We start from the raw sequence: 25,654 nt of genomic DNA, 5'->3' as shown, positions 1-25,654 counted from the left end.
CAGCATGGAATTCGGGTTGTGCCTGCCGTGCCTCGGTGAGTTCGCCGAGCCGCGGCGGGTGGCCGAACTCGGCCGGGAGGCCGAGATCTGCGGATGGGACGGCGTCTTCGTCTGGGACCATGTCGTCTTCCCGTTCGGCGACACCGAGGTGGCCGATCCCTGGGTGCTGCTCACCCTGCTGGCCGCGGCCACCACGCGGATCCGGCTGGGGCCGCTGGTCACCCCGGTCGCCCGGCGCAGGCCGTCGACGCTGGCCAGGCAGACCGCCACCGTCGACCGGCTCGCCCGCGGGCGGCTGGTCTTCGGTGCCGGGCTCGGCTTCACGCTGGCGGCGGAGTACGGCAGCTGGGGTGAGGTCGCCGAGCCGCGCGCGGTCGCGGCCCGGCTGGACGAGGGGCTCGACCTGCTGGCCCGGCTCTGGACGGGGGAGCCGGTCTCCTTCCGCGGCGCGCACTTCCACGCCGAGGTCGGCGCCCTGTTGCCCGCCCCCGCCCGCCGCCCGCCGATCTGGATCGGCGGCAACTGGCCGAGCCTCCCGCCGCTGCGCCGAGCCGCCCGCTGGGACGGTTTCGCGCCCATGATCATCGGCCAGGACGGTTCCTTCGCCCCCACCCCGGAGGTGGTCCGCGACATAGCGATTCGCCTCGCGGAGCTGCGCGCCGCGGGCACCCTGCCGCCCGACGCCGCGGGAGTCGTCGCCGGTGCACCCGGCGCGCTCGGCGCCGAGCGGCCTGACCTGTTCGACCTCGTGGTCACCGGGAACACCGGCGGCACCGAACCGCGCCGCGATGCCGACACCACCGCGGCGGTGGAAGAAGCGGGCGCCACCTGGTGGCTCGAGGGCTTCGGCCCCGGGCCGGGCGAGTTCGAGCGCGCCCGGCGCAGGATCGCCGCCGGCCCGCCCCGGTGAACTCCGCGCTACTCTCGGATCGAGAGTCTCTCTTTTCCGGAGAGATCGGCGGAAGGACACGGACATGCCCGCGGCCAAGGAAACCCGATCGGATACCGCCCGCGCGCTGCGCGACGCGCTGCGTGCCCAGGCCACGAGGACGGTGGTGTTCCACTCCGCCGTCGCGGCCCGGCTCGGCATCACCGTCACCGACCTGAGCGCGCTGAACATGCTCAGCATGGCGGGCCCGCTCACCCCGGGCCAGCTCGCGGACCGCCTCGGCATCACCAGGGGCGGCGCGGTGACGACGGTGATCGACCGGCTGGAGAAGGCCGGGTACGTGCGGCGCAGCCGGGACGAGGAGGACCGTCGCCGGGTCCGGGTCGAGCTGGTCGCGGTGCGCGCCGACGTCGCTGTCGCGCCGCTCTTCGGCGCCATCGGCCAGAGCCTCCCGGACGACGAGGAAACCCTCGCCATCCTGCTCGCCTTCGTGCAGGAGCTGAACGGCGCGCTGGAGCGCGGCACCGAGCGGGCCACCGCCGACCGCGGCTGATCACCCCTGCCTGGCGTTCCGCGCGATGAAATGGTAACTCTTGAATATGAGAATCTAGTTCTCATCGTGTGGTACGGCGAGGAGGCAGGCCGAGATGCTGTTCGAGTTCGACTCCGACCAGCGGCTGTTGCGCGAGACGGTGCGTGACGTCGCGGCGAAGGAGTGCCCGCCCGCGCTGATCCGGGACATCGTCGACAAACAGGGCGACCCGGCCCCGCTCTGGCAGACCTACGTCGGCCTCGGCTGGACCGAGCTGACCGAGCCGGGCGAGACGGTGGAGCTCGGCATCCTGTTCGAGGAGCTGGGCCGCGCCACCGACCCCACCCCGTTCCTCGCCACCATGTCGCAGTTCGCGCCGCTGGTGCCGGGCGTCGGCAAGCTGGACCGGCCGGGCGCCGCGGTCTACGAGGGTGTCACCGCCGCCCCCGACGGCACCGGCTGGCGGCTCACCGGCACCGCGCACCACGTGCTCGACGGCGACCGGGCCGAGCGGTTCGCGGTGGTCACGGGCGCCGGTGTCTTCGTGGTCCCGGCCGCGATGGTGACCGCGCGGCGCACCTCCGTCTTCGACCCGGTGCTGCACCTGGCCGAGGTCACCTTCGACGGGGTCCGGCTGGAGGCGGCCGACCGCACCACGGTCGATGTGGAGCGGGCCAGGCAGCACGCGCTCACCGGGATGGCGCTCACCACCGTCGGCGCCTGCCGCCGGATCCTGGACCTGGTGCTGGAGCACGTGCGCAGCCGCAAGCAGTTCGACACCGTGATCGGGTCGTTCCAGGCGGTGCAGCACAAGGCCGCCGACATGCACATCGCCATCGAGCGGGCCAGCGCGCTCGGCTTCTTCGCCGCGCTCTGCCTGGCCGAGGACGACCCGCGGCGCGGGCTGGCCGCCTCGATGGCGAAGGCGGCGGCGGGGGAGTGCCAGTCGGTGGTGTTCCGGCACGGCGTCCAGCTCTTCGGCGCCATGGGTTTCACCTGGGAAAACGATCTGCAATTCGCGCTCAAGCGCGCCAAGACCGGCGAGCTGCTGCTCGGCGGGGCGGCGGAGCATCGGGCGCTGGTGGCCGAGGAGTACCGTGCGTCTCTCGTTTGATTCCGACGTCGAGGAGTTCCGCGCCGAGTTCGCGGCCTTCCTCACCGAGCACCAGCCCGGCGAGGACGAGGCGCGCGAGCGCTCGAAGTCCAGTGCGGACGTGCCCGAGTGGGCCCGGCGCTGGCAGCGGCTGCTCTTCGACAACGGCTGGCTGCTGCCGGCCAACCCGCCGGAGTTCGGCGGCCGCAACGCCTCGGTGCTGCAGCAGTACGTGCACCTGGAAGAGCTGTCCAAGCGGCGGATCTACCACTCCTTCAACCCGCAGGGCGTCGGCATCATCGCCGCCTCGCTGCTCTCCTTCGGCACCGAGGAGCAGAAGCACCGGTGGGCGGTGCCCATCCTGCGCGCGGAGATCACCGCCGCGCTCGGCATGAGCGAGCCGGGCGCCGGTTCGGATCTGGCCGGGCTGCGCACCCGCGCGGTCCGCGACGGGGACCACTACGTGGTGGACGGGCAGAAGGTCTGGACCTCCGGCGCGCACGACGCCGACGTCCTGCTGACCTTCGTCCGCACCGACCCCACCGCCCCGAAGCACAAGGGCATCAGCGTGCTGCTGATCCCCACCGACACCCCCGGCGTCACCCGCCGCCCCTTCCCCTCGGCCTGCGAACCGGACGACCTGGACTTCAACGAGGTCTACTTCGAGGGCGTGCGGGTGCCGGTCGCCAACCTGGTCGGCCCGGAGAACGGCGGCTGGACGGTCGCCAACGGCTCGCTCGGTCACGAGCGCACCCTGCTCTGGCTCGGCTACGCCGACCGGCTGCAGGATCTGCTCGCCGACTTCCGGCCGCGCACGGTCTTCGACCGCGACGCCTACGCCGGGCTCGTGATGGACAGCTACGCGCTGCGGCTGCTCGGCTCGGCCGCGCTGGCCAGGGAGTCCCGTAACCAGCAGGACGTGCCCGCGCTCTCGGTGCTCAAGGTGCTCGGCTCGGAGGCGGTGCAGACCGCCACCGAGCACGCGCTCACCGCGGTCGGCACCGACGGCCTCGCCTCCCCGGCGATCAGCTCGCCGCCGAGCCCGCTGAACCTGGAGAACTTCTGGTGCGGCTGGTTCGAGCGCTACCTGCGCAGCTTCGCCGGCACCATCGCCGGCGGCACCTCGGAGATCCAGCGCAACATCATCGCGCAGCGGGTGCTCGGGCTGCCGCGCGCCTGATCTCGACACGAACGGCGGGGGCTCCGGAATCCGGGGCCCCCGCCGTCGTCGTCAGCGCTTGCCCTCGTACCCCGCGGTCGGGTCGGGCGAGATGCCGAAGCTGTTGAAGGCCAGCGCCAGCGTGGTGTAGCAGCCGACGGTGAAGACGAAGTCCATCCGCTGCCGGTCGTCGAAGCGCTCGCCGAGCGCGTCCCAGGTCTGCGCGGAGAGCACCGACTTGTCGTCCAGCTCGTCCACCGCCTCGAGCAGCAGCCGGTCGAAGGCGTCGGGGGCGCTGCCGTTGCGCCTGGCCGCCTCGACCTCGGCGTCGGTCAGCCCCACCTCCTTGCCCATCGCCACGTGGTGCAGCCACTCGTAGACGCACTCGCGCCGGTGCGCCACCCGCAGGATGATCAGCTCACGCTCGCGCGGCTCGAGTGTGGAGTTGAAGAGCAGGTGCACGTTGAAGCCGAGGAAGGCGCGGGTCAGCTGCGGGTGCCTGACCAGAACCGAGAGCGCGTTGCCCGCGCCCTCGGGGTTGCGGCGCTCCCGAGGCAGCATGCGGGAGAGGGCCTTGTCGACCTCTTCGTCCCACTGATCGCCCGGAAGGGGGGTCAGAGCCATGACGTTCTCCTGTCGGATTCGAGGGGATCGGCAACGGATTGTGCCGATTCCGCATATGGGTTCTCCCAAAGTGAGAATATACTTTCCATAAAAGAGAGCGACGCGCAGAACGGACGATCATGGCTGCTCACACCTCCGATCCCGCTACCGGCAGGCGGGCTCACTCCCGCAAGCACCTGCTTCGCTACCGGCTGGCGGTGGTCGCGCCGACCGCCGCCGACGTCGTGCGGTACGCGGGTGGCTGGCTGTGCGACCGCACCATGGCCGGCTGGGAGGTGACGGTCGTGCTCACCGACACCACCGACGCGCGGCCGCTGGAGATCCTCGGCGCCACCGTGCTGGATCTGGAGACCTCGCTGGAGAGCACCGTGCACGACACCTGGCCGCACGCGGTGGCGGTGGCGCCCGAGCTCTTCGACGCCGATCCGCGGGTGCGCCGCGGCGTGCTCGACTGTCTGGACAACGGGCTGATCGAGGTCGCGGTCTGGGGCGAGGAGCTCCCCGCCGAGCTGGACGCCAGGCTCGGCACGGTGCATCACAAGCTGAGCGTCGCGGCGCGTGCCTTCAAGGGCTGCGCGCTGGCGGCGGCGGGGCTGCGGGGTGCCGAGATCGAGTACTCCGAGGTCTTCCGCAGCGGAGAGCTGCTGCTCACCGGCGCGTGGGGCGGCACCGACCTGGTTCCGGTGGGCTGAGGCGTCAGGACGCCAGCCTGGCGCCGGTGACCGTGGTGCGCGGTTCGCCCTGCCAGCCGCAGGGCAGCCCGCAGCTCGCCCGCACCACGACCTCGGTCGCGCCGCTCGCCATGTCGCGCTCGACGGCCGAGGCCTGCGCCGGGTAGCCGCACTCCGGGCACTTCTCGAAGAAGTCGAGCACGTCGCGCACGCGCATCCGGATCGGCCGATCCAGCGGCGTCGGCTGCCGCGCCGGCAGCGGGCGCAGCGGCCGGACGTCGCCGCTGCGCGGGGCGCCGCGGCGATCGGCGGGGTCCGGCAGCCGGCCGCTGCCGATCGGTGGGGACAACCGGATCATGTCCTGAGAATAGCATTCTCCGTTTGCGTGAGTAGAGTTTTCATCAGCTCCGGCCGAGCTCGGCGACGATCGGCGGCAGGTCCCCGGTGGTGCGGATACCGGGCGGCGCGGCGCGCAGGTAGGCGACGGCGTTCACCGCGCGGTTCGCGGCGTAGCGCGGGGAGACCGCCGCCAGCCGGTCGGGCCGCACCGGGTAGCGCAGCGAGAGCTCCACCGGGGTCTCGCCCTCGACGCTGACGTGCCAGCCGGTCTCCCCGACCGTCCAGGCCGGGTCGAGCTCGTCGGTGCAGTACCAGGTCGAGCGGTAGCCGAGCAGGTCGTGGCCGTCGGCGACGCCCGTGACGGTGATGCGCTGGGCCGCAACGGTCCCGGCGGGGATCACGGTGCCCGCCAGCGCGACATCGCGCGTGGCGACCGCGTGCTCGCCGCGCACCGCGACGGTGTCCAGCGGCAGCCGCAGCGACTCGGCGAGCAGCCGCAGCGACGGCGCGTGCAGCCTGCGCGCGTGCGCCAGCCGCTCCGGTTCGAACTCCCGCGCCGCGCCGCCGAACCCCATCGCCTCCAGCATCAGCCGGTCGGCGCCGTGCGTGGCCAGCTGCACGCTCTCCTCGATGGCGATCCGCCGCACCCGGCGCTGCAGCGAGCTGAGCGCCACCGGCAGCGTCTCGGTGACGAATCCCGGCGCGACCCCGGTGCTCAGCACCGAGGCGCCGCCGAACCAGCAGGCCGCCTCGATCCGGGCGCAGACCTCGGGCTCCATGCTCTCCGGGTGCCGCAGCTCGCCGTGCGTGGTGACCACGTCGATCCCGGCGACCAGCAGCCGGCACACCTCGTCCGGGTCGAAGAGCCGCGGCATGTAGAGCACACAGTCGGGGGCGAGCGCGAGCACCTCGGCGACATCGGTGGTGGCGGTGATCCCGGTGGCCCGGCCCGCGCCGCAGAGCTCGGCCGCGTCCAGCCCCGCCTTGGCCGGGTCGTGCACGAGCACGCCGCAGAGCACCAGGTGCGGGTGCTCGAGCACGGCGCGCAGCGCGTGCGCGCCGACATTGCCGGTGGCCCACTGCACCACCCGGTGGCTGGCGGTCGGGGGCGGCAGGAGCGGTTCGATGGCCATGCGGGTTCCGTTCGATCGGCGGGACGCGGGGGCGGCTACGGCCGGAAGCGGAGCAGCCCCTCCTGCGCGAAGGAGGCGACCAGCGAGCCGTCGCCGGTGAAGACGTCGCCGCGGCCGTAGCAGCGGCCGTGCGCGACCAGCGGGCTGTGGTGCCGCAGCAGCAGCCAGTCGTCGGCGCGCAGCGCGCGGTGGAACCAGAGCGAGTGGGTGATCGGCGCCGAGGTGAAGTCGGTGCCGTTGCCCGCCTGGCTCACTCCGCCGAGCGGGCGCAGCGCGGTGCCGATCGGGAAGAGGTCGGTGGCGTACGCGGCCAGCGCGGGGTGCAGCTCCGGCGGCGCGGCCGGGGTGCGCATCCAGACGTCGTAGTCGGGTGGGTCGGTGCCGGGGTCGTCCAGGTCGGCGGTGGCCCTGGTCTCCCACGGGAGCAGCGGCATCTCGATCCGGTGGCTGGGCCCGGGCAGGGCGGGGAGCTCGGGGGAGGTCTGGTGGGCCGGGCCGTCCTCCGGCAGGTGCAGCGAGACCATGGCGGTCGCCACCACGTCCCGCTTCTGCCGCGCGGTCACGGTGAGCGCGGCGAAGGAGCGGCCCTCCTGCTGGCGCTGCACGATGTAGTAGACCGGGGCGTCGCCCTTCCCCTCGTGCGCGAAGAGCGTGTGCAGGGATTTCACCGCCTTGGCCGGGCAGGCGAGCTGCGCCGCGCGCACGATCTGCGCGAGCACCTGGCCGCCGAAGAGCCAGCCGTTGTCCAGGGGAAGGCTCGGGCCCTCGTAGACGGTCAGCGTCTCGCGGCGCGTGCCGCGGTCACCGGGCGGAGTGGTCGGCCGCTGACGCAGGTCGAGGCACTCGAGCAGATCTCCCCACAGGTCAGGCATACCTAAGTGTAAACGAACTACCGCCTCAGGAGAATGTTGTTCTCCGGGTCAGACCGGGTCGAAGGCGGCGATGCGCCAGGTGTCCGCGACCCTGTCCAGGGTCACCCGCACGCTGCTGGCGGCCAGTGCCGGGTCGGGTTTCTCCGCGCTGGTGGTGCTCTGGTTGATGAAGACCAGGACCACCGCCTGGTCCTGCCGCAGCTCGGCGACGGCCGCGCGGACGACGGTCGCGCTGGTGCGCACCGACTTCTCGCGCGCCGCCGGGGCGACCACCTGCTCGGTGAACTGGCTGTAGTAGTCCAGGAAGTCGCCGGTGAGGTGCTGTTCGGCGGCGGCGAAATCGCGGTCGAGGGTGTCCGGGGCGTAGGAGAGCAGCGCGACGGTTCCCTCGGTGGCGGCGGCGACCGCGCGCTCCTGCGCGGCGGTGCCGGTGCCCTCGCTCGGGCGGTTCGCGGCGTACAGCGTGACGGCGGTGGCGATGCTCGCGATCACCAGGATCGCGAGCAGGATCGAACCGGCGTCGGCGCGGAGGCGGGCGGTCACGGGACGAACTCCACTTTCGACATGCGCATGGTGTCGCCCTCGCGCTGCACGGTGACGCTGAGCCGCCAGGCGCGCGGCTCCTGCTGCGCGCCGCCGGAATTGGTGACCTTCGAGGTGGCGGCGACCAGGACGACGGCGGAGTCGTCGGTCATGGACTCCACCGCGACCGCGTTCACCGTGCCCTCGGTGGCCACCTGGGACTGCTCGATGACCGAGGTGAAGTCGGCCGAGCGGCCCTGGAAGTCGTCCCGGAACGTGCCGGTCGAGTTGTCGAGGACGCGCTGCACGTCGGCCGCGGCGTGCGTGAAGTCCAGGGTGGTCAGCGCGACCACGCCCTGCTTCGCCGCCGCCGCGAACTCGCCCGCCCTGCGCTCCTGCGCCGCGGCCTCGCGGTGCTGGTACCCGAGGAAGGCCGACGTCGCCAGCGCCGCGGCGATGGTCAGCACCGCCGCGGCCTGCAGCGCCGTCCGGCGCGGGTGCGCGGCGAGCGTCGTGCGGAGGCGCCGCAGCCGCCCGTACCGTTCGACCGCCACCGGCTCCTCGGCCGGGCCCTTCGCGGCCGCGTCCGCTGTCGCGGATGCGGCTCCCTCGGGGGCGTTCGGCGCGCTCGCGGGGACCACCCCGCCATCGCCCGAGGCCGCGGTCCCGGCGTCGTCCGTGCCGTCGCCCGGGTCGGCTGCGTCGCTGCCAGGCCTCGCCGACTCGATGGTCTCGACTTCGTCGGCGGCTTCGTCGCGCTGGGTGGCCTCGGCGCTCGGCGCCGGACGCCTGCTCCCGGCCTCGCGGCGCAACTGCGCGGCCTTGGCACGCGCTCGCGCGGCTTCGGCCCGCGCCTCCGCGGCAACAGCCTCCGCTTCGGCCGCCTCCGCGGCGAGCAGGAGATCGTCCTCGACCGCCACGTCGGGTCCGGTGACCGGACTCATGGGCAACCTCCGTTCGTCTCGGAATCGGATGAGAATGACGTTATCACGCGAGTGAAGACCTATTTCCGCGATTCCGGGGCGCGCGGTGTGATTATGTTATTCTCGCTGACGAGAATGGCTGTTTCGCTAGGCGGAGAGGTGCGGGGATGAGCGTTTCGCTGCTGCTGGACATGGCGGCATCGAGCAACCCGGACCGCCCGGCCCTGGTCTGCGACGAGGTGCGCTGGAGCGTCACCGATCTGCACACCGCGGTCCAGGGCGGATCGGGCGTGATCGCGGCCGCGGGCGCGCGCAGCGTCGGCTACGTCGGCACCGGCGGCCACCTGCTGCCGCTGCTGATCTTCGCCGCGGCGGGCGCGGTGGTGCCCTTCACCCCGCTGAACTACCGCCTCGGCGCCGACGGCCTCGGCGCGCTGATCGCCCGCCTGGACACCCCGCTGCTGATCGCCGACGACGAGTACCACGACGTCGTCGCCCGGATCGCCGGACCGGGTGCCACCGTGCTCCGCTCCGCCGAGTTCCTGGAGCAGGCGGCGGCCGCGGAGCCGGTCTCCGACTTCCCCGACCCCGAGCAGGTGGCGGTGGTGCTCTTCACCTCCGGCACCACCTCGACCCCCAAGGCGGTCGAGCTCTCGCACAACAACCTGGTCAGTTACATCACCGGCACCGTCGACTTCGGCTCCGCCGACCCCGACGACGCCGCGCTCGTCTGCGTCCCGCCGTACCACATCGCCGGGGTCGGCGCCGCGCTCTCCAACCTGTACGCGGGCCGCAAGGTGGTGTACCTGCGCAACTTCGACGCCACCAGGTGGATCGATCTGGCCGCGAGCGAACAGGTCACCTCGGCGACGGTGGTGCCGACCATGCTGGCCAGGATCATCGCCGAGCTGGAGCGCACCGGCGCCACCCTGCCCGCGCTGCGCACCCTCGCCTACGGCGGCTCGAAGGTGGCGCTTCCCCTGCTGCGCACCGCGCTGGAGTTGCTGCCCGAGGTCGGCTTCGTCAATGCCTACGGCCTCACCGAGACCAGCTCCACCATCGCGGTGCTCGGCCCCGACGAGCACCGTGCCGCACTGGCCTCCGACGACCCGGCGGTGATCCGCAGGCTCGGCTCGGTCGGTACCCCCGTGCCCGGGATCGAGCTGCAGGTCAGGGACGAGAGCGGGAATGTGCTCCCGCCCGGCGAGACCGGCGAGCTGTACGTGCGCGGCGCCCAGGTGTCCGGCAGGTACACCGGCATCGGCTCGGTGCTGGACGCCGAGGGCTGGTTCCCGACCAAGGATGTCGCCACCCTGGACGCCGACGGCTACCTGTTCCTCGGCGGCCGCTCGGACGACACCATCATCCGCGGCGGCGAGAACATCGCGCCCGCCGAGATCGAGGACGTGCTCGTCGAGCATCCGCAGGTGCGCGAGGTCGCGGTGATCGGCGTCGAGGACCTCCAGTGGGGGCAGATCATCGTCGCCGTCGTCGTGCCGGCGGACGGCGCCGAGCCGGACCCCGAGGAGCTGCGCGCCTTCGTGCGCGCGGGGCTGCGCGGTTCGCGCACCCCGGACCGCGTCGTCTTCCGCGACGCGCTGCCCGCGACCCCGACCGGCAAGGTGCTCCGCCGCGACCTGGTCACCGAGTACGGGCCGGAGCAGGCGGCGGACGCCGTCACCACGTAGAGAGGACGACAATGGTCAAGAACGGAACCCGACTGCGCAGCCAGGTCTGCGACACCGAGGTCATCGTGGTGCGCGCCGCGGACAGCCTGGACGACCTGCGCGCCGGCGGCGTCCCCATGGTCCCGCTCGGCGGCGACGCCGCACCCGGCGGCACGCTGGAGCCCGCGTTCGCCGACGGCAACCTGATGGGCAAGCGCTACGTCGACGAATCCGGCGCTGAAGTGCTCGTCACCAAGGCCGGGGCGGGCACGCTCAGCGTCGGCGCCACACCGCTTGCGCTCAAAGAGGCGAAGCCGCTCCCCGCGAGCGACTGAGGGAAGGAAGGGTCCGCCGTGACCGAAGCGAAGATGCTCGTGTTCGCCAATGCCGTCGAAGGCCAGGACGACGCGTTCAACGAGTGGTACGACACCACGCACCTGGCCGACGTGGTGAAGGTGCCGGGGATCAGCGCCGGGCAGCGCTACGACCTGGTGCCCGGCGCGCTGCCCGGCCGGGCCGCCGCCGCGCCCGCGCACCGCTACCTCGCGGTCTACGACCTCACGGCCGAGCCCGCCGAGGTGGTCGCGGAGTTCACCAAGCGGGCCGGGTCCGGTGAGATCCCGCTCAGCCCCACGCTGGATGTCGCGAGCCTCAGCGTCGCGGTCTGGAAGCCGCACGGCGAAGCCGTCACCGGCTGATCGCTCGAACTCGAAGGGCCGCCCGCACTCTCGTGCGAGCGGCCCTTTCGCGGTCAGGAGCGCTGGCGGAAGAGCGCCTCCTGGGCGTAGGAGGCCACCAGCTCGCCGGACTCGGTGATCACGTCGCCGCGGCCGAAGATCCGCCCGCCCGCGAGGATCGGTGAGTGCTGCCGCAGCACCTGCCAGGCATCGCTGCGCACCGGCCGGTGGAACCACAGCGTGTGCGAGGTGACCGCGGACAGGAACTGGGTTCCGTTGCCCACGTGGCTGATTCCCTCCTCGGGGCGCAGCGCGGTGCCGATCAGCGTGAGGTCGGTGGCGTAGGCGGTGAGCGGCGCGCCCAGCTCGGGGGAGACCTCGGGGGTGCGCAGCCACAGCTCGTAGGCGGGCGGCCCGGCCTCGGTGCTGTCCAGGTCGTCGACGGCCCTGGTCTCCCAGGGGATGAGCCCGAAGTCCCTGCGGTGCTCCGGCCCCGGTAGCGCCCCGACGCCGGGCAGGCTCTGCCGCTCGGCGCCCTCCTCGGGTGCGTGCAGCGAGACCACGGCGCTCGCCACCACCTGCTCACCCTGCCGCGCGGTGATGGCCGCGGTGGCGAAGGAGCGCCCCTCGTGCTGCGGCTGCACCTCGTACCGGATCGGGGTGTCCGACTTCCCCTCCCGCGGGAACACCGTGTGCAGCGACTTCACCGACTTCTCCGGGAATGCCAGCCGTGCGGCCACCAGCAGCTGACCCAGGATCTGGCCGCCGAAGACCCGGTGGTACTCCAGCGTCTGGTTCGGTCCCTCGTACGCGGCGGCCTCCACCGGTTCGAGGTCGAGGGTGGCCAGCAGGTCTTTCCACATGTCGGGCATATACGGATTGTAAGGCACCCTCTACCAGATGGAGAGTGTCATTCTCATTCAGGTCACCGCTATGCCGTGTGCGCAGAAGTTCCAGACCTCCTCGGCGGTGATCGGCCGCACCTCGCCCTCGGTACTGCCCGGCTGCGAGATGAACATGACCGTGTGCAGCGTCATGGCCGCCATCCGCCGCGGCGGCAGATCGGCGCGCAGCCGCGCCGACTCGCTCGCCTCGGTCATGAGCTCGGTGAACATGGCGAAAAGCGCCGCGTGCGCGGTGCGTACCTCGGCCGGGTGCGAGCTGAGCAGCTGCGGCGCGAACTCGGTGAAGAGCGGTCGGCGGGCATCCGGATCGGGGCGGCAGAGCTGGAAGAGCAGCTCGACCGCGGTGCGCAGCTTCGCCAGCGGGTCGGCGTGGCCCGCGGTGGCGGCCCTGATCTGCTCGGCCGTCTTGCTCAGCGCGTCCTCGTAGAGTGCGAGCAACAGCTCGTGCTTGCCGTCGAACTGCAGGTAGAAGCTGCGCAGCGACTGCTGCGAGCGGTCGACGACCTCCTGCACCGTGAAGTCGGTGCTCCCCTTCTCGGTGATGATCGCCTGCGCGGCGTCGAGGAAGCGCTGAACCCGCTGGCCCGCCCGCTGGGTGGCGGTGCGCAGCGAGCGCTCGACCGCGCGCTGCTTCCACGCGGGTTGTTCCTCGCTGCTCACGGGGCCGCCAAGGGGTTGGGACGTGACGGAAGCGGCATGGTCCAGCTCCGTTCAGCTCTGGCCGTTTTGGAGAATCCACACTACCGTATTTGAAGAACATAATTCTCATGCGTTATCGACGGAAGTGAGGGCGATCCGCGTGTTGCTCGAGTTCGACTCCGATCAGCGCTTCTGGCAGCAGACCGTGCGCGAGGCCGTCGCCAAGCACTGCCCGCCCGCACTGGTCCGGGAGGTGGTGGATCGGGGCGCCGATCCCGGTCCGCTCTGGAAGCTCTACGTCGAACAGGGCTGGACCGCGCTGACCGATCCCGCCGACGCCGTCGAGCTGACCATCGTGCTCGAGGAGCTCGGCCGCGCCACCGATCCCACGCCCTACCTGGCGACCATGACGCAGTACGCCCCGCTGGCGGGCGCGGCCGAGCCCGCGGTGGCGGGTGCCGCGCTCTTCGACGGCATCGCCGCGCACCGCGACGGCGGTGGCTGGCGGCTGGACGGCACCGCGCAGGTGCTCGACGGCGACCGGGCCGAGCGGTTCGCGGTCGCCACCGGCGCCGGCGTCTTCGTGCTCCCCGCCGCGGCGGTGACCGCGCGCCGCATCCCGGTCTTCGACCCGGTGCTGCACGTCGCGCAGATCACCCTGGACGGCGTGCGGGTGGCCGAATCGGACCGGGTGGCAACGGATTCCGCGCGGGCCCGCGCCGCCGCGCTCACCGGGCTCGCCGCCACCGGCGTCGGCGCCTGCGCCCGGGTGCTGGAGCTGGTGGTCGCGCACGTGCGCGAGCGCAAGCAGTTCGGCGCGCCGATCGGCTCGTTCCAGGCGGTGCAGCACAAGGCCGCCGACATGCACGTCGCGGTGCAGCGGGCCCGCGCGCTCACCTACTGGGCCGCGCTCACCGCATCGGCGGGCGACCCGCGCGCCCCGCTGGCCGCCGTCATGGCCAAGGCCGCCGCGGGCGAATGCCAGGCCCTGGTCTTCCGCAACGGCCTGCAGCTGTTCGGCGCCATGGGCTTCACCTGGGAGAACGACGTCCAGTTCGCGCTCAAGCGGGCCAAGGCCGTCGACCTGCTGCTCGGCGGTGCCGACGAGCACCGCGCCACGATTGCGAGGGAGTACCGTGCAGCTGTCCTTTGACGCGGACGTCGAGGAGTTCCGCGCCGAGTTCGTCCGGTTCCTGGACGAGCACCTGCCCGCCGACGCCGCCGCGGGCGAGCGCCCCGGCTCCACCGGCGACATCCCCGAGTGGGCGCGCGCCTGGCAGCGGGTGCTCTTCGAGCACGGCTGGCTGGTGCCGGGCAACCCGCCCGGCTACGGCGGGCGCGGCGCCGGGATCCTGCAGCAGTACGTGCACCGGGAGGAGCTGGCCCGGCGCGGCATCTACGAGAACTTCAACCCGCAGGGGTCGGGGATCATCGCGGCCTCGCTGCTCACCTTCGGCACCGAGGAGCAGAAGCAGCGCTGGGCCGCGCCCATCCTGCGCGGCGACCTGACCGCCGCGCTCGGCATGAGCGAGCCGGGCGCCGGCTCCGACCTGGCCGGGCTGCGCACCCGCGCGGTGCGCGACGGCGATGTGTACGTCGTCGACGGGCAGAAGGTGTGGACCTCCGGTGCGCACGACGCCGACGTACTGCTGACCTTCGTCCGCACCGACCCGGAGGCGCCCAAGCATCGCGGGATCTCGGCGCTGATCATCCCCACCGACCTGCCCGGGGTCGAGCGCAGGCCCTTCGCCTCGGTCTGCGACCCCGGCGATCTCGACTTCAACGAGGTCTTCTTCTCCGGGGTGCGGGTGCCCGCGGAGAACCTGCTCGGGCCGGAGAACCAGGGGTGGCGGGTGGCGAACGGGTCGCTGGGGCACGAGCGGAACCTGCTCTGGACCAGTTTCGCCGTCCGGTTGGACGGGCTGCTCGCCGATTTCCACCCGGTCGGGCCGGTGCAGGAGGATCGCTACGCGACGTTGGCGCTCGACGCGCAGGCACTGCGGTTGCTGGGATCCGGTGCGGTCGCGAAAGCGGCTGCGGGGGAGGATGACCCGGCGGAGATGTCGGTGCTCAAGTTGCTCGGCTCCGAGGCGGTGCAGCGCGCCTCCGAGCACGCGCTCGCCGCCGCGGGCGGGGGTGCGCTGCCGCATCCGGATGTGACCGCTCGGCACAGTCCGTTCAATGTGGACGAGAGTGCGCCGGGGTGGTTCGAGCGGTTCGTGCGGAGTTTCGCGGGGACCATCGCCGGGGGGACGTCGGAGATCCAGCGGACGATCATCGCCGAGCGGATCCTGGGGTTGCCGCGGGGGTGAGTACGGGTCGTCGCGGGGGCGCTGTCCGGCTGCGCATCGTGGTCCGGTGCCACGTGCTGCGGAAGGGGCCGGGTCAGGTGCGCCGGGCGATGCGGAGGTGCGGGTCGGGGCGGTCCAGCGGCGGGCGGTCCATCGGGGGCAGGGGCGGTCCCATCGGGAGCGGCGGCGGTGCCACCGGATTGCCGGGATCGAGGCGTTCTGCCTCGGTGAGCCAGCCCCTCGCCTGGCGGAACACGTGGTCGCGGCGCAGCGGTCGCCCGGCCTCCGGTGCCACGGCGCCAGCGCCGAGCGCCGGTGTGGCATTCAGGGCCGAGCCGAGATGGTGCAGGCAGCGGCCCTGGCCGCGCGGGTCGGCCAGGTCGCGGTAGCCGGTCCATGCGGTCTGCCAGTCATGGATGGCGGCGACCTGCTGACCGAGCATCCAGTGCAGGATGCCCCTGATCTCGGTGGCGTGCACGCGGCCGCCCGGATCGCGGCCGTCCTCGGTGCGGGCGAGGGCGAGTTCGAGGCGGTCGCCCGCGGCCTCGAGCCCGTCGCGGTGGAGTTCGGCGACCGCGAGGTTGATCAGGACGCAGACCTCGGCGGACAGGTCCGCGCGCGGTACCAGGCGCCACAGTCGCTGGAGGTCGCGAACGATCGCGTCCAGCTCGCCCCCGTCGCGGAGCTGCTCGAGGGCCAGGCTGTGTCTGCGGCGGGCAGCGACAGCGGTGGCCCAGGCCAGTGGGCGGTGGTGCTCCGGTACGTCGGCCGCCGGGTTCGCGCGCAGTCGCAGCAAGGCTTCGTGCAGCGGGAACTTCGGCATGTCGTCGAGCGCGATCAGCAACGCACGCAGGTCGTCGCCCCGGGAGTCGTGCCCGTAGTACACGTCGAGGGCATCGACGAGGCGAATCAGCTCGGGCAGCACCGCCGTCGGTAGGTTCCCGCGCGAGATCGCGCCGGTGACCAGATCGCGCAGTTCGGCCTCGGCGCCGTCGAACCAGGCCCGGGCCCTCGCCACATGGCCGGGATGTCCGAGCGCGACGGCCCGCGCGCTCGCCCGGTCGGCGTGCTCGCGCACCAGCGCGTAGAGCGCGGCCGTCCAGCCCGGTTTCGCGAGCACCCCGCTGCCCTCCGAAGCCGCCAGTCGTACCGTGGGGTAGTAGTAGGCACCGGACACCGCCAGGATCTGGTCGTGCAGCAGCTGCTCGCGCAGCTCGGCGGCGGTGCCGAAGGCGGGCCTGTCCGTGTCGGGGTGACGGAGCGAGTGTGCGGCGTCCGAGAGCGCTGCCGTCAGGGCGAGCAGCATCGCACTGTCGTACCGGGGTACCGGGAGCAGCTGGAAAACCGCTGCCTCGGTGGGGTTCCGCGCTGAACCGACCGGCAGAGCGAAGGTCGTGGGTGGCGGCGGCATGCCCTCCACCGCCACCTCGAGCTCATCGAACGAGTCCAGCAGCGCGCGAGTCCGCTCAAGCCGCTCCCCGTCCTGCCGCTGTGAGTACCACCGGTGCCCCGCGAAGAGCACCCCGCCGACGACGAGAAGGATCCAGAACGCCCGCAGAGTGCCCGCCAGTGTCTCGACCACCTCGGTCTCACCGAAGGAGTCGACGACCAGGGTTCGCCCGAACTCCAGCGTCAGCGCCGTCGCCACCACGGGCGTGGTGCCAACCGCGACCCGCCACAGTGTCGAGCGCGGCTCCCCTCGCCCGCGTGCGACCTGCTCGCCGCCGCGTGCCGGATCGGGCTGTCCCGCAGCGGGTTCCGTGCTCATCGCACCGCACCCCCGGTCAACCCGGGGACCAGGCAGCGTCGCCAGGTGAGCAGCAGGACCAGTACCGGCACCACCGCGGAGAGCAGTGATCCGGCGGCCAGCCGGGCCGAGTTCTCCTCGAACTGCCGTGCCTCGCCCCAGAGCAGCAGCGACCATGGGCTGCCGCCCGCGCCGCCGAGCAGGAAGCCGATGGTGAAGTCGTTCCACACCTGCACCGATTGCAGGACAGCGACGGCGCCGAGCGCGGGCCAGGCGGTCTCCAGCACCCGTCGTACCGCGGTGGCCTGCGTGGCGAGGCCGTGCAGGGCGGCGGCGCCGTCCGGGGCGGCGAGCAGTGCGGCGCGCAGGACGAGCATCGCGATCGGGATTCCGGCGGCGGCGTGCACCAGAATCAGCGGGGTCCTGGTGCCTGCCAGCCCGCCGTGCTCGACGGCCCAGACGATCGGGCCGAGGTAGGTCTGTACCGGCAGCACCGCGAGCACCACCAGCCCCGCTACCGCGATCCGGGTGCGGCGGCGCTCCGGGGCCGCCGCGGCGAGCCGGAGCGCGGCGGGAACGGCGGCGGTCAGCACCAGCAGCGTGCTGGCCAGCGCCACCCAGCCGGTGCTGCCGAGCGAGCCGAGCAGGACGCGGTCCCGGAGCAGCCCCGTCACCGCGTCGGACTGGAAACCGTAGGGGCCCCAGAACGTCGCGACGATCAGTACCAGTATCGGAAGGGTGAAGACCAGGAAGACCGCGGTTGCCGCGAGCGTCCGCCATACCCCCGGCCGGTCCCGGATCCGGGTGCTGCTCGGCGCGGCGGGGGCGGGACGACCGCTGCCGGTCTCGTTCTGGAAGACCCAGGCGGCCACCCCCACCATCGCGGCGAGCGGCATGGCGTACACCGCTTCCGGGCCGAAGCCCGAGTCCGGATCGCTCGCCAGCCGCCACCAGAAGACCGTGGCGCCCTGGTTCCATTCCTGCAGCGGCCACGGCACCCCGATGAGCACAGCATCGAACATGCGCGCCGCGGCGACCCCGATACCGGTTGCGAGGACGAGGATCACCGGTCGAAGCTCGCGCAGCCGGTGTCGGCTCCGCTGCCAAGCCGTGAGCGCCGCCAGGTGCGCGGCCTGCCCCGGCGCGGCGTCGACGGCCCGGATGCCGTCGTGCAGCAGCGCGGTGGCGAAGCCGAACCAGGTCCAGGCGAAGGCGACCGGAGGCAGCAGACAGAACCACCAGAACACGGCGGGCTGCGAGTCCAGCCCGAAGAGGTCGGCGAGCCGCTGGAAGATCAGCCGGAAGGCGACCCCGGAGACCAGCGCGGCCACCGCGCACGGCGCCACCAGCGGCAGCCACATGTCCCACCGGTTCTGCAGCCACAGGGCCAGCGCCAGCGCGACCGCGACCATCGCCACCGCGAGTAGCACCATGGCGCCGGTGAACAGATAGGCCCGCGCCCCGGCCGGGCTCAGTCCGCGCCCGACCTGGTAGCAGGCGGCCGCGACCACCCACGGCGTCGCCACCGCAAGGAAGGCACGCAGCTTGTCCGCGGCGGCATCGTCCCCGGCGCGCTTGCCGACGGCGACCGCGACCGCGACCGCCAGCACGGCCGCCACGCACCACAGCGGGACCGCGGGCGCGGTCGCGACCGCGAAACCGACGGTGATCCCCGCCGGAACGATCAGCACCGCGGTGACCAGCACCGCCGCGGGCGCGGCCCAGAGCAGGGTCAGCCGGCGCAGCCGCGGCACGCCGGGCACCGGTGCGCCCCGCATGGGCCGGGTGGTCAGCGCCAGCGTGATGCCGTGCGCCCGGATGTGCGAGTTCGCGCTCACCGATGCCCCCGTTCCCGATCGTCCAGCGCCGCGACAGCCCGATCCACGGCGGGCTGCACCGGATTCGCGCCGTCCCCGACCTCGGCGAGAAACCCGGTCAGCACCGGCCACAACCCGTGCCGCCCACCCATCGCACCGATCCGCTCGGACAGCTCGACCACCGGTTCCGCGGCCAGCTCCCCGGCCACCGGACCCAGAATCCGCGAGTACGTCGCCTCGGTGGCCCGATGCGGTCCCAGAAACCCCCCGAACCCCTCGATCCAGGGCTTCGCCGCCGCCGGCGCGGCGAGCGCGGCGACCACCTCGTCCGCCGCCCGGCTCGCCCGCGCCGTCACCACCGCAACGTCGCCGCCGACGATGTGCGGGCGGGTGCCGCCGGGGACGGGTGGGAACCAGGTGGTCCCCACCACCTCCTCGGATCGTCCCGCGTGCCGCAAGCAGCGCCGCACGATCGGCTCGGCGAAGTCGGGCATCGCGACCATCAGCGCGGTGCGCTGGTCGAAGACCTCCCGGACGGCGTCGGGGAACTGCCTGGTCATGGCGTAGCCGATACCGCGTGCCGCGCGCACCCCCCACAGCGCGCCGAGGTCGAGCAGCGCCGCCCGGACCGACGGCCGATCCCAGCGCCGCGGCGGCGCGCTCTCGGCCAGATCCGCGTAGTCGGCGGGGGATTCGGCGAGCAGCATGTTCTCGAAGCTGTCGGTGAGCGTCCACCCGTCGGCCCCGGCGAGCGCGAGGAATCGCACCGGCCCACCGGAGACCTCACCGGCGGCCGCGACCCAGTCCCGCACGGTCCACCCGGCCGGATCGCCGAGCCCGTACTCCGCCATCGCCTCCCGGTCGAACCACACCAGCGACTTGGCCGTCGCCTTGAACGGCGCGCCGTAGGGCTTGCCGTCGTGGACGAGCAGCCGCTCCCAGTACTCGGCGTACGGCGCGTCCCGCCACACCTGCTCCGGCAGCGCCCGCAGCCCGCCGCGCGCCGCGAGCGCCCGCACCTGCCCGATCTGCGGCATCATCACGATGTCCGGCGCCTCCCGGCTCGCCGAGCCGAACGCGGTGTCGATATCGTCGCCGAGCGGCACCACCTCGACGGCTGTCCCGATCTCCGGCGCGGCGAGCACCGCCCGGAAGGCGGCCAGCTCACCCCCGCTCCACGCCACCGCGATCCGCACCGCCCCCGACCCGCCGAACGGGCCCGTGCCGCACCCGGCGGCCAGCGGCAGCAGCGCTCCCGCCCGCAGCAGCCCCCTGCGTGAAACCATGCTCCCCCGATGTCGTTGCCCGACAGCCGGTCCCGATTATGCCGCGTGGCCTCCCGCGAAGGTTCCGAATCGGCTCACTCGGTGGCGGTGAGCGCGGCGCGCGGGCACTGCGCGACCGCCTCTCGAACCCCCGGCGCCAGCGCGTCCGGGACCTCCTCGTGCAGGACGTGCAGGTTGTCCTGGTCGTCCAGGTCGAAGACCTCGGGGGCGATTCCGGCGCAGACGCCGTTCGCCTCGCAGAGGGTCCAGTTCACATCCACCTTCACGGGGTCACCTCCGGGTCGTCGACGGTCAGGATGGCGTGCACGGGGCAGTCGAGCAGGGCGCGCAGGACGCCGTCGTGCTCGGTGGGCGGGACCGAGCCGTCGGTCTCGAGGGCGGCGTAGCCCCAGTCGTCCAGGGAGAAGTGGCGCGGCGCGTGTCTGGCGCAGATGCCGAAGCCGTCGCAGAGGGTGCGGTCGAGGCGGATCTTCACGGGCGGACCTCCGGGTGCACCTCGAACGGGCGTTCGGCGCGGTACGGGCCGTCGGCACAGGTGGGGCAGGTGCCGGTCAGGTGCGTGGCGACGTCGGCACCGAAGTGGGCGAGCAGGGTGGCGGCGGCGTTGGTGGCGCCGTCCAGGGTGCCGCAGGCGCCGCGGCCGCGCAGCACAACCGACCAGCGGCGCAGCCGGGCCACGTCCTCGTCGGTGGCGGCGCCGTCGCGCAGCGCGCCCGCCGCGGCGGCCATGGCGGCGGTGCCGTTCCAGCAGGAGCCGCACTGGCCCGCGTTCTCCCTGGCGAAGTACTCCAGCACCGCGGCGGCGACGGCCACCGGGCATTCGGTGGTGATGAGCGAGAAGGCGCCGCAGCCGAGTCCGCCGCCGATCGCGCGCAGGGCGTTGTGCTCCAGCGTGACGTCCACGACGGCCCGGTCCACCATGCCGGCGAAGTAGCCACCGGTGAGCGCGCCGCGCACGCTGTCCGGCGAAACGCCGTGCAGCGCGAGCAGTTCGGTGAAGGGCAGGCCGTGCGGGAGCTCGTACAGCGCGGCGGGGCGGCCGCCGCCGGTGACGGTGGCGAGGAATGTGCCGGGGGAGGCCTCGGTGCCCGCCGCGCGGAACCCTGCCCCGCCGTGCGCGTGCACGAAGGGCAGGTGCGCGAGCGTCTCCACATTGCTGACCACGGTGGGCAGCCCGGCGACGCCGCGCTCGAACGGACGTGGCGGCTTGTCGCTCGGCAGCGCGGGGCCGCCCTGCACCGCGCGGACGGCCGCGGTCTCCTCACCGGCCACGTAGGTCGGGTCGACCAGCACCAGCTCGATCGGGGGCGCCTCGATCCCGGACGAGTCGAGTTCGGTGAGCGCGGCGTCCAGGCTGCGCGCCGCGGCGGGGTCGGAGAGGTAGAGCACCGCGCGCTCGGCCCCGACGACCCCCGCGGCCAGCCGCAGCCCGTCCAGCACCAGGTGCGGGCGCTGCCGCAGCAGCCACTTGTCCTTGATCGAGGCGGGCTCGCCCTCCTCGCCGTTGGCGAGCACAACGGTGCCGCTGCCGCGCTGATGCGCCGCGCGCACCCCGGCCAGCTTCACCGCGAGCGGGAACGCCGCCCCGCCGCGACCGAGCAGCCCGCTGCGCCGCACCTGCTCCAGCAGCGCCTCCGGATCACCGGCCGGACGGTAGCCACCGGCCGTGCGGTACCCGTCCAGCTGCTCCGCGTCCGCGCCCGCGCGCAGCAGCCGCGGCTCCAGCCCCGGCGCCGGGCCGCCGACCCGGAACCCGGACCGCTCGAAAATGTCCTGCATGGCAACCTCTTCCGGGGGAGAAACGGCCGCTAGGCTGGCCGGTATGAGAACCGCGGTGGTGCGAATCGACGTCGACCCGGCCGGCGAGCTGTCGCCCGCCGGGCTCACCGACGGGCTCGCCGCGCTGCGCGCCCACCTGACCGAGATCCCGGCGGCGGCGGTGGTGGTCGGCTCGGCCGCGGGCAGGGAGCTCCAGCTGCACATCGAGACCGGCGATACCGAGGCCGCCGTGCACGCCGCCGTGCGCGCCTGTGCGAAGGCCTTCGGCACCGAGCCGGTGCCCGGCGTGGTCACCTACGTCAGCCGCGGCACCGACGACGACGCGTACGGCGTGCTCGCCGGGTTGGGGCTGCGCGGCGACATCCGGCGCGAACCGGATGCCGACGGCTTCGACGTGGTGCACGTGACCCTCGACCGCGCCGACCTGGAGCGGGTGCCGGAGAGCCGGATCCACACCGCCCTGGAGGCGTCGCTCAACTGCGAGGTGCTCGTCCATACCCGCTGAGCTCAGCCGTCGAGGAAGGACAGGATGGGCGGCGCGGCCAGCACCCAGGTGTCGAACAGGTTGTAGCGGTCGACCCGCTGGTGCGCCCGGTCCTCGACGGCGCGCTCCCAGGCGTCCTCCGGCCACGGCGGGTCGATCAGCGTCGAGCCGGCGATCAGGCAGCTCACCTCCAGCGAGGTGCGCTTCGGGTGGTCCAGGTCGTTCGTGCCGCCGCGAATGATCAGCGTGGGCACGGTGATCCGGTCGAAGAGCTCGTCGTCCACGCCGGGCACGGTCTGCCCCGGCTTGGAGACGTACGCGTTCAGCCAGCGCAGCGAGAGCTTGACGAACTCGTCCCGGTCCAGCGCGAGCAGCCGCTGCTCGTTCTTCGGGTTGGCCGCGATCAGCTCGCGCCACTCCCGCATCCGCGGCAGCCCTTCGACGCCGAGGCCGCGCGCCACCTGCAGGCTGGGCAGCACGTAGTGGGCGCCCAGGTTGAAGGTGCCGTAGATGCCGCCGACGATGTTCCAGAGCACCAGTTTCGAGACCAGCTCCGGGTACAGGATCGTGGTGAGCATCGAGTCGCGGGCGCCGCCGGAGCCGCCCGCCAGCACCACCGGGCCGGTGTCCAGCGCGGTGAGCAGGCCGTGCAGGGTCTCGGCGCGCATGTGCGATTCGCTCTGCCCGTAGAACTGGACGTCCGAGGCGCCGCAGTTGGGACGGTCCCAGAGCAGGACCCGGTACCCGCCCGCGACCAGCGCCTCGGCCAGCGGGCGCAGCCCGGGGATGTCCATCCCGAACCGCCCGCCGGGCGTGAGCACGATGAGTTCGCCGCTGTCGCCGAGAATCTCGTAGACGACCGAACCGCCGTTCACGACGACCGATGGCATGGGGACTCCTCTCCGGGACCGCACCGGAGCCTCCGGCCGGCCGCGCGACCGGGCACCCGCCGTCCGGGGCGGCTCACGCCGTCACGATGACGTCGGCGCCGTCCACCCGCACCGGGTAGGTGCGGATGCTCCACTCCGGCTTCACCGCGGTTGTCCCGGTGGCGAGCTCGAAGCCCCACTGGTGCCAGGGGCAGTAGATGTACTCCTTGTCCCGCACCTCGACCGCGTCGCCGGGCACCGACTCGTCCACCACGGTCCGGCCGCGGGCCCGGCCCGCGCAGAGCGGGCCGCCCTCGTGCGGGCAGTAGTTGGCGATGGCGTAGAAGGTGCCGCCCACGTTGTAGACGCCGACCCCGTGCCTGCCGATCGGCACCACCTTGGACTCACCGGGCGGGATCTCGTCCACCGTGGCGACGACGTGTTCCCGCCCCTGGGCGAGCCGGGGGCGTTCGGGCTGCGCGGTCACAGCACCCGCCTCTGGCCCTCGATCGCGGGCACGAACTCCGGCAGGTGGTAGGTCTCGATGCCGTTCTTGTACATGACCCGCTCGCGCGCGTGCTCCGGCAGGTGCTTGACCAGCCAGCGCGGGTCGTCGAAGGTCCAGTGCGGGTAGTCCGAGGAGTAGAGCAGGATCCGGTCCGCCTCCATCCACTCGAAGGCCCTGGTCAGCTCGGTCTTGTCCTCCGGGTAGTCCAGCGGCTGGGTGGTGAAGCGGATGTGCTGCTTCACGTACTCCGACGGCTTGCGCTTGATGTCGACGAACGACTTGCGCGCCGCGTAGATGGCGTCCATCCGCCACATGAGCGGCAGGATCCAGGTGAAGGCGTGCTCCACGAAGACGATCCGCAGCTCCGGGAAGCGGTCGAAGACGCCGTCGAAGATCAGGCTCATGATCTGGTTCGCGGCGAGCAGCGAGTAGGTGACCATGAAGTCGTGGTTGTAGCTGGGGAAGCCGACCGGCGGCATGGGCATGGTCTCGTACGCCCCGCGGCCCAGGTGGCAGCTCACCACCAGGTCGTGCTTCACCGCGGCGGCCCAGATCGGGTCGTAGCGCGGGTCGCCCCAGGCCGGGCGCGGCTCGGCCTTGATCAGGATCTGCGACATGAAGGGGTGCCCGGCCCAGTGCTCGATCTCGCGCACCGCGCCGTCCACATTGTCGATGGCGGCGCAGATCGAGCCGCGCCAGCGCTGGTGCCGGTTGTGCACCGGGTCCAGCCAGTGGTTGGCCAGCCAGTGGTTGATGCCGGTGGCCAGCGCCTGGGTCGCCTCCGGCAGCCGGGTCGCCTTCACCGTCGGCTCCAGGATGCAGATGTCCGAGCCGGCCTCGATGATGAGCTGTTGCAGCGCGAGTTCGGGGTCGCTGCCGGGGAATTCGCCGTCCTTCGGGAAGGTGTCGACCCGCATGGCGTAGGAGTGCGCGTAGTCGGGGGCGTCGTAGATGATGGTCTCGCCGACCCGGTGGCTGAGGAAGTGCTTGCTGCGGAACGGCTCCGGGATGTACTCGACCAGCTCCCGGCGCCGGGGCACCGGGTGCACGTCGGAGTCGACCACGCGCACGGCGACCTGCTCGGCGGCCGGTGCGCGCTGCTGCTGATGCGCCAGTGTCATGGGCGTCTCCTTATCCCGCGGGGGCCATGATGTCGATGCCGTAGAGCTCGGCGGCATTGCGCCAGAGCAGCTTCGCGCGCTGCTCCGCGCTCAGCCCGGCCGGCAGCGCGAGCGCGTCGCCCGCGTGCCAGTGCGGGTAGCTGGAGCCGAACATGAGCATGTCCTCCTTGCCGGTGAACCCGAGCCACTCGGCGGCGAACTCGGTGTCACCGGGGCCGTCCAGGCTGCCCTGCACGAAGTACACGTGGCCGGGCAGGTAGTCGCTCGGCATCTTCGGCGCCCACGGGGTCTGCTCCAGGTGCGGCCTGCCGAAGGTGTCCATCCGCCAGCTGAACGGGGTGAGCATGTCGGCCCCGCCGTCCGCCCACACGAACTTCAGCGCGTCGAAGCGCTCGAAGACGCCCTCCGCGATCATGTTCATCAGGTGGTAGACGTAGTTCAGCGCCATGAAGCCGAGGTACTGCTCGTAGCCGCGGGTGTGCCCGGACGGCGTCGGCGGGAAGGCGATGCTCTCGCCGGTCTCGATGTGCGCGGCCACCGGGAGCCCGGCCGTGGCGGCGGCCTCCCAGATCGGCCAGTACTGCGGCTTGCCGTACAGCGCCATGGACTGCAGCGGGATACCGAGCTGCACCACCCGCGGGTGCGAACCCCAGCGCTCGATCTCGCGCAGCGCGCCGGGCACGTCGTCGGGGTTCACCCGGATGGTGCCGCGGAACCGGTCGGCGTGCGCGCCGTCGAGCCAGCGAGTCACCAGCATCTCGTTGTGCGCCGCCAGCACCGCGGTGGTGAGGTGCCGGTCCGGCAACACCCCGCGGGTCATCGGATGGAGAACCGCCACGTCGACGCCGCGCTCGCCGAAGAGCTGCGCGGCCACCAGCTCCGGGTCCGAGCCCGGGTACTGCTTCTCCGGGCCGCGGGTGCCCTTCGCGTACTCACCTCCCGGTGCGCCGTACCAGTCCATCTCGGCATCGGGGATGCCGCGGCTGCGGTACGGCTCGCGCAGGAAGCTCCGCATGTCGGCGTTCGAGGCGAAGAAGACGTGCACGCTCGCGTCAACGACGGGGGTGCTGGTGCCGTCGGGCAGTTCTCTCATCCGATCACTCTCTC

At 72.7% G+C, this 25,654-nt stretch carries 29 protein-coding genes; 11 read left to right on the top strand and 18 right to left on the bottom strand.

Annotated features, from left to right (window positions below):
* Positions 1-4 precede the first annotated feature (4 nt).
* The 4 genes from ACFO0B_RS09845 to ACFO0B_RS09830 all read left to right on the top strand — a co-directional run bounded on the left by ACFO0B_RS09845 (position 5) and on the right by ACFO0B_RS09830 (position 3,694).
* Positions 5-910: an LLM class flavin-dependent oxidoreductase gene (locus tag ACFO0B_RS09845; RefSeq protein ID WP_378612051.1), complete on the top strand. Its 906-nt coding sequence runs from the start codon at positions 5-7 to the stop codon at positions 908-910.
* 64 nt (positions 911-974) lie between these two features.
* Entirely contained in the window at positions 975-1,442 is a 468-nt protein-coding gene (locus ACFO0B_RS09840) for a MarR family transcriptional regulator (protein WP_378612050.1), read from the top strand.
* A 94-nt stretch (positions 1,443-1,536) separates the two neighbouring features.
* The gene (locus ACFO0B_RS09835) at positions 1,537-2,535 is read left to right on the top strand and encodes an acyl-CoA dehydrogenase family protein (protein WP_378612049.1); all 999 of its coding nucleotides are present in this window, start codon (positions 1,537-1,539) and stop codon (positions 2,533-2,535) included.
* Positions 2,519-3,694 carry an acyl-CoA dehydrogenase family protein gene (locus tag ACFO0B_RS09830; RefSeq protein ID WP_378612048.1) on the top strand — a complete coding sequence of 392 codons (1,176 nt, stop codon included), beginning with the start codon at positions 2,519-2,521 and terminating at the stop codon, positions 3,692-3,694. Before ACFO0B_RS09835 ends, ACFO0B_RS09830 begins: the two co-directional genes overlap by 17 nt.
* A gap of 51 nt (positions 3,695-3,745) precedes the next feature.
* On the opposite strand, the gene ACFO0B_RS09825 is transcribed toward ACFO0B_RS09830, so the two are convergent.
* Entirely contained in the window at positions 3,746-4,297 is a 552-nt protein-coding gene (locus tag ACFO0B_RS09825; protein ID WP_378612047.1) for a carboxymuconolactone decarboxylase family protein, read from the bottom strand.
* Between the two features lie 119 nt (positions 4,298-4,416).
* On the opposite strand from ACFO0B_RS09825, the gene ACFO0B_RS09820 reads away from it, so the two are divergent.
* Positions 4,417-4,989 carry a hypothetical protein gene (locus ACFO0B_RS09820; RefSeq protein ID WP_378612046.1) on the top strand — a complete coding sequence of 191 codons (573 nt, stop codon included), beginning with the start codon at positions 4,417-4,419 and terminating at the stop codon, positions 4,987-4,989.
* Positions 4,990-4,993: 4 nt separating this feature from the next.
* Here ACFO0B_RS09820 and ACFO0B_RS09815 read toward each other — a convergent pair whose 3' ends face one another.
* From ACFO0B_RS09815 to ACFO0B_RS09795, 5 genes are read right to left on the bottom strand one after another with little or no spacing between them, the layout of a single operon-like run.
* Positions 4,994-5,326, bottom strand: coding sequence for a hypothetical protein (locus ACFO0B_RS09815; protein ID WP_378612045.1), 333 nt, complete (start codon positions 5,324-5,326; stop codon positions 4,994-4,996).
* A gap of 43 nt (positions 5,327-5,369) precedes the next feature.
* Positions 5,370-6,440 carry an NAD(P)H-dependent amine dehydrogenase family protein gene (locus tag ACFO0B_RS09810; protein WP_378612044.1) on the bottom strand — a complete coding sequence of 357 codons (1,071 nt, stop codon included), beginning with the start codon at positions 6,438-6,440 and terminating at the stop codon, positions 5,370-5,372.
* A 35-nt stretch (positions 6,441-6,475) separates the two neighbouring features.
* Positions 6,476-7,312, bottom strand: a complete 837-nt coding sequence (locus tag ACFO0B_RS09805) for an acyl-CoA thioesterase (RefSeq protein ID WP_378612043.1) — start codon at positions 7,310-7,312, stop codon at positions 6,476-6,478.
* Between the two features lie 48 nt (positions 7,313-7,360).
* On the bottom strand, positions 7,361-7,924 hold the full coding sequence (locus ACFO0B_RS09800; RefSeq protein WP_378612274.1) for a twin-arginine translocation pathway signal: 564 nt from the start codon (positions 7,922-7,924) through the stop codon (positions 7,361-7,363).
* Positions 7,852-8,778 carry a hypothetical protein gene (locus ACFO0B_RS09795; RefSeq protein WP_378612042.1) on the bottom strand — a complete coding sequence of 309 codons (927 nt, stop codon included), beginning with the start codon at positions 8,776-8,778 and terminating at the stop codon, positions 7,852-7,854. The genes ACFO0B_RS09800 and ACFO0B_RS09795 overlap by 73 nt, the downstream gene beginning before the upstream one ends.
* 146 nt (positions 8,779-8,924) lie before the next feature.
* Here ACFO0B_RS09795 and ACFO0B_RS09790 point away from each other — a divergent pair, with 146 nt between their 5' ends.
* From ACFO0B_RS09790 to ACFO0B_RS09780, 3 genes are read left to right on the top strand one after another with little or no spacing between them, the layout of a single operon-like run.
* Positions 8,925-10,445 carry a class I adenylate-forming enzyme family protein gene (locus ACFO0B_RS09790; protein ID WP_378612041.1) on the top strand — a complete coding sequence of 507 codons (1,521 nt, stop codon included), beginning with the start codon at positions 8,925-8,927 and terminating at the stop codon, positions 10,443-10,445.
* 11 nt (positions 10,446-10,456) lie between these two features.
* Positions 10,457-10,759 (top strand): hypothetical protein, encoded by a 303-nt coding sequence (locus tag ACFO0B_RS09785; RefSeq protein ID WP_378612040.1) that lies wholly within the window; start codon positions 10,457-10,459, stop codon positions 10,757-10,759.
* A gap of 18 nt (positions 10,760-10,777) precedes the next feature.
* On the top strand, positions 10,778-11,122 hold the full coding sequence (locus tag ACFO0B_RS09780) for a DUF4286 family protein (protein WP_233017357.1): 345 nt from the start codon (positions 10,778-10,780) through the stop codon (positions 11,120-11,122).
* Positions 11,123-11,175: 53 nt separating this feature from the next.
* Here the strand turns inward: ACFO0B_RS09780 and ACFO0B_RS09775 are convergent, their stop codons facing one another.
* Together ACFO0B_RS09775 and ACFO0B_RS09770 are read right to left on the bottom strand one after the other, a co-directional pair.
* Positions 11,176-11,973: an acyl-CoA thioesterase gene (locus tag ACFO0B_RS09775; RefSeq protein ID WP_378612039.1), complete on the bottom strand. Its 798-nt coding sequence runs from the start codon at positions 11,971-11,973 to the stop codon at positions 11,176-11,178.
* A gap of 48 nt (positions 11,974-12,021) precedes the next feature.
* Entirely contained in the window at positions 12,022-12,666 is a 645-nt protein-coding gene (locus ACFO0B_RS09770) for a TetR/AcrR family transcriptional regulator (RefSeq protein ID WP_378612038.1), read from the bottom strand.
* 139 nt (positions 12,667-12,805) lie between these two features.
* Between ACFO0B_RS09770 and ACFO0B_RS09765 the strand changes: the two genes are divergently transcribed.
* On the top strand, positions 12,806-13,798 hold the full coding sequence (locus ACFO0B_RS09765) for an acyl-CoA dehydrogenase family protein (protein WP_378612037.1): 993 nt from the start codon (positions 12,806-12,808) through the stop codon (positions 13,796-13,798).
* Complete coding sequence (locus ACFO0B_RS09760) at positions 13,782-14,957, top strand: acyl-CoA dehydrogenase family protein (RefSeq protein ID WP_378612036.1); 1,176 nt, start codon at positions 13,782-13,784, stop codon at positions 14,955-14,957. Before ACFO0B_RS09765 ends, ACFO0B_RS09760 begins: the two co-directional genes overlap by 17 nt.
* Before the next feature lie 73 nt (positions 14,958-15,030).
* Here ACFO0B_RS09760 and ACFO0B_RS09755 read toward each other — a convergent pair whose 3' ends face one another.
* From ACFO0B_RS09755 to ACFO0B_RS09730, 6 genes are all read right to left on the bottom strand, one after another.
* Positions 15,031-16,584 carry a hypothetical protein gene (locus ACFO0B_RS09755; protein WP_378612035.1) on the bottom strand — a complete coding sequence of 518 codons (1,554 nt, stop codon included), beginning with the start codon at positions 16,582-16,584 and terminating at the stop codon, positions 15,031-15,033.
* Between the two features lie 116 nt (positions 16,585-16,700).
* Positions 16,701-18,521: a hypothetical protein gene (locus ACFO0B_RS09750; protein WP_378612034.1), complete on the bottom strand. Its 1,821-nt coding sequence runs from the start codon at positions 18,519-18,521 to the stop codon at positions 16,701-16,703.
* Positions 18,518-19,786 (bottom strand): ABC transporter substrate-binding protein, encoded by a 1,269-nt coding sequence (locus ACFO0B_RS09745; RefSeq protein ID WP_378612033.1) that lies wholly within the window; start codon positions 19,784-19,786, stop codon positions 18,518-18,520. Before ACFO0B_RS09745 ends, ACFO0B_RS09750 begins: the two co-directional genes overlap by 4 nt.
* Positions 19,787-19,860: 74 nt before the next feature.
* The gene (locus ACFO0B_RS09740) at positions 19,861-20,052 is read right to left on the bottom strand and encodes a ferredoxin (RefSeq protein WP_378612032.1); all 192 of its coding nucleotides are present in this window, start codon (positions 20,050-20,052) and stop codon (positions 19,861-19,863) included.
* Positions 20,049-20,261 (bottom strand): ferredoxin, encoded by a 213-nt coding sequence (locus ACFO0B_RS09735; protein WP_378612031.1) that lies wholly within the window; start codon positions 20,259-20,261, stop codon positions 20,049-20,051. The genes ACFO0B_RS09740 and ACFO0B_RS09735 overlap by 4 nt, the downstream gene beginning before the upstream one ends.
* Positions 20,258-21,565: an NADH-ubiquinone oxidoreductase-F iron-sulfur binding region domain-containing protein gene (locus ACFO0B_RS09730; RefSeq protein WP_378612030.1), complete on the bottom strand. Its 1,308-nt coding sequence runs from the start codon at positions 21,563-21,565 to the stop codon at positions 20,258-20,260. The genes ACFO0B_RS09735 and ACFO0B_RS09730 overlap by 4 nt, the downstream gene beginning before the upstream one ends.
* A gap of 43 nt (positions 21,566-21,608) precedes the next feature.
* Between ACFO0B_RS09730 and ACFO0B_RS09725 the strand changes: the two genes are divergently transcribed.
* Entirely contained in the window at positions 21,609-22,070 is a 462-nt protein-coding gene (locus ACFO0B_RS09725) for a hypothetical protein (RefSeq protein ID WP_378612029.1), read from the top strand.
* Positions 22,071-22,072: 2 nt separating this feature from the next.
* Here ACFO0B_RS09725 and ACFO0B_RS09720 read toward each other — a convergent pair whose 3' ends face one another.
* The 4 genes from ACFO0B_RS09720 to ACFO0B_RS09705 form a co-directional block, all read right to left on the bottom strand.
* On the bottom strand, positions 22,073-22,939 hold the full coding sequence (locus ACFO0B_RS09720; protein ID WP_378612028.1) for an alpha/beta fold hydrolase: 867 nt from the start codon (positions 22,937-22,939) through the stop codon (positions 22,073-22,075).
* Positions 22,940-23,012: 73 nt separating this feature from the next.
* Entirely contained in the window at positions 23,013-23,405 is a 393-nt protein-coding gene (locus ACFO0B_RS09715) for a Rieske (2Fe-2S) protein (protein WP_378612027.1), read from the bottom strand.
* Complete coding sequence (locus tag ACFO0B_RS09710) at positions 23,402-24,547, bottom strand: amidohydrolase family protein (protein ID WP_378612026.1); 1,146 nt, start codon at positions 24,545-24,547, stop codon at positions 23,402-23,404. The genes ACFO0B_RS09715 and ACFO0B_RS09710 overlap by 4 nt, the downstream gene beginning before the upstream one ends.
* Before the next feature lie 10 nt (positions 24,548-24,557).
* Positions 24,558-25,640, bottom strand: a complete 1,083-nt coding sequence (locus ACFO0B_RS09705) for an amidohydrolase family protein (protein WP_378612025.1) — start codon at positions 25,638-25,640, stop codon at positions 24,558-24,560.
* Between the last annotated feature and the right edge of the window lie 14 nt (positions 25,641-25,654).

This window comes from Nocardia jiangsuensis, assembly GCF_042650385.1.
In the GTDB taxonomy this organism is placed as follows: domain Bacteria; phylum Actinomycetota; class Actinomycetes; order Mycobacteriales; family Mycobacteriaceae; genus Nocardia; species Nocardia jiangsuensis.
The sequence above is the reverse complement of the archived record's forward strand: the minus strand, read 5'-3'. Positions and strand labels throughout refer to the sequence as shown.

Excerpts from the sequence above, each read along its gene's own strand:
- ACFO0B_RS09845 (WP_378612051.1), top strand. The coding sequence starts at position 5 with ATGGAATTCGGGTTGTGCCTGCCGTGCCTCGGTGAGTTCGCCGAGCCG.
- ACFO0B_RS09840 (WP_378612050.1), top strand. The coding sequence starts at position 975 with ATGCCCGCGGCCAAGGAAACCCGATCGGATACCGCCCGCGCGCTGCGC.
- ACFO0B_RS09835 (WP_378612049.1), top strand. The coding sequence starts at position 1,537 with ATGCTGTTCGAGTTCGACTCCGACCAGCGGCTGTTGCGCGAGACGGTG.
- ACFO0B_RS09825 (WP_378612047.1), bottom strand. The coding sequence starts at position 4,297 with ATGGCTCTGACCCCCCTTCCGGGCGATCAGTGGGACGAAGAGGTCGAC.
- ACFO0B_RS09820 (WP_378612046.1), top strand. The coding sequence starts at position 4,417 with ATGGCTGCTCACACCTCCGATCCCGCTACCGGCAGGCGGGCTCACTCC.
- ACFO0B_RS09815 (WP_378612045.1), bottom strand. The coding sequence starts at position 5,326 with ATGATCCGGTTGTCCCCACCGATCGGCAGCGGCCGGCTGCCGGACCCC.
- ACFO0B_RS09810 (WP_378612044.1), bottom strand. The coding sequence starts at position 6,440 with ATGGCCATCGAACCGCTCCTGCCGCCCCCGACCGCCAGCCACCGGGTG.
- ACFO0B_RS09805 (WP_378612043.1), bottom strand. The coding sequence starts at position 7,312 with ATGCCTGACCTGTGGGGAGATCTGCTCGAGTGCCTCGACCTGCGTCAG.
- ACFO0B_RS09795 (WP_378612042.1), bottom strand. The coding sequence starts at position 8,778 with ATGAGTCCGGTCACCGGACCCGACGTGGCGGTCGAGGACGATCTCCTG.
- ACFO0B_RS09790 (WP_378612041.1), top strand. The coding sequence starts at position 8,925 with ATGAGCGTTTCGCTGCTGCTGGACATGGCGGCATCGAGCAACCCGGAC.
- ACFO0B_RS09785 (WP_378612040.1), top strand. The coding sequence starts at position 10,457 with ATGGTCAAGAACGGAACCCGACTGCGCAGCCAGGTCTGCGACACCGAG.
- ACFO0B_RS09775 (WP_378612039.1), bottom strand. The coding sequence starts at position 11,973 with ATGCCCGACATGTGGAAAGACCTGCTGGCCACCCTCGACCTCGAACCG.
- ACFO0B_RS09745 (WP_378612033.1), bottom strand. The coding sequence starts at position 19,786 with ATGGTTTCACGCAGGGGGCTGCTGCGGGCGGGAGCGCTGCTGCCGCTG.
- ACFO0B_RS09730 (WP_378612030.1), bottom strand. The coding sequence starts at position 21,565 with ATGCAGGACATTTTCGAGCGGTCCGGGTTCCGGGTCGGCGGCCCGGCG.
- ACFO0B_RS09725 (WP_378612029.1), top strand. The coding sequence starts at position 21,609 with ATGAGAACCGCGGTGGTGCGAATCGACGTCGACCCGGCCGGCGAGCTG.
- ACFO0B_RS09720 (WP_378612028.1), bottom strand. The coding sequence starts at position 22,939 with ATGCCATCGGTCGTCGTGAACGGCGGTTCGGTCGTCTACGAGATTCTC.
- ACFO0B_RS09710 (WP_378612026.1), bottom strand. The coding sequence starts at position 24,547 with ATGACACTGGCGCATCAGCAGCAGCGCGCACCGGCCGCCGAGCAGGTC.
- ACFO0B_RS09705 (WP_378612025.1), bottom strand. The coding sequence starts at position 25,640 with ATGAGAGAACTGCCCGACGGCACCAGCACCCCCGTCGTTGACGCGAGC.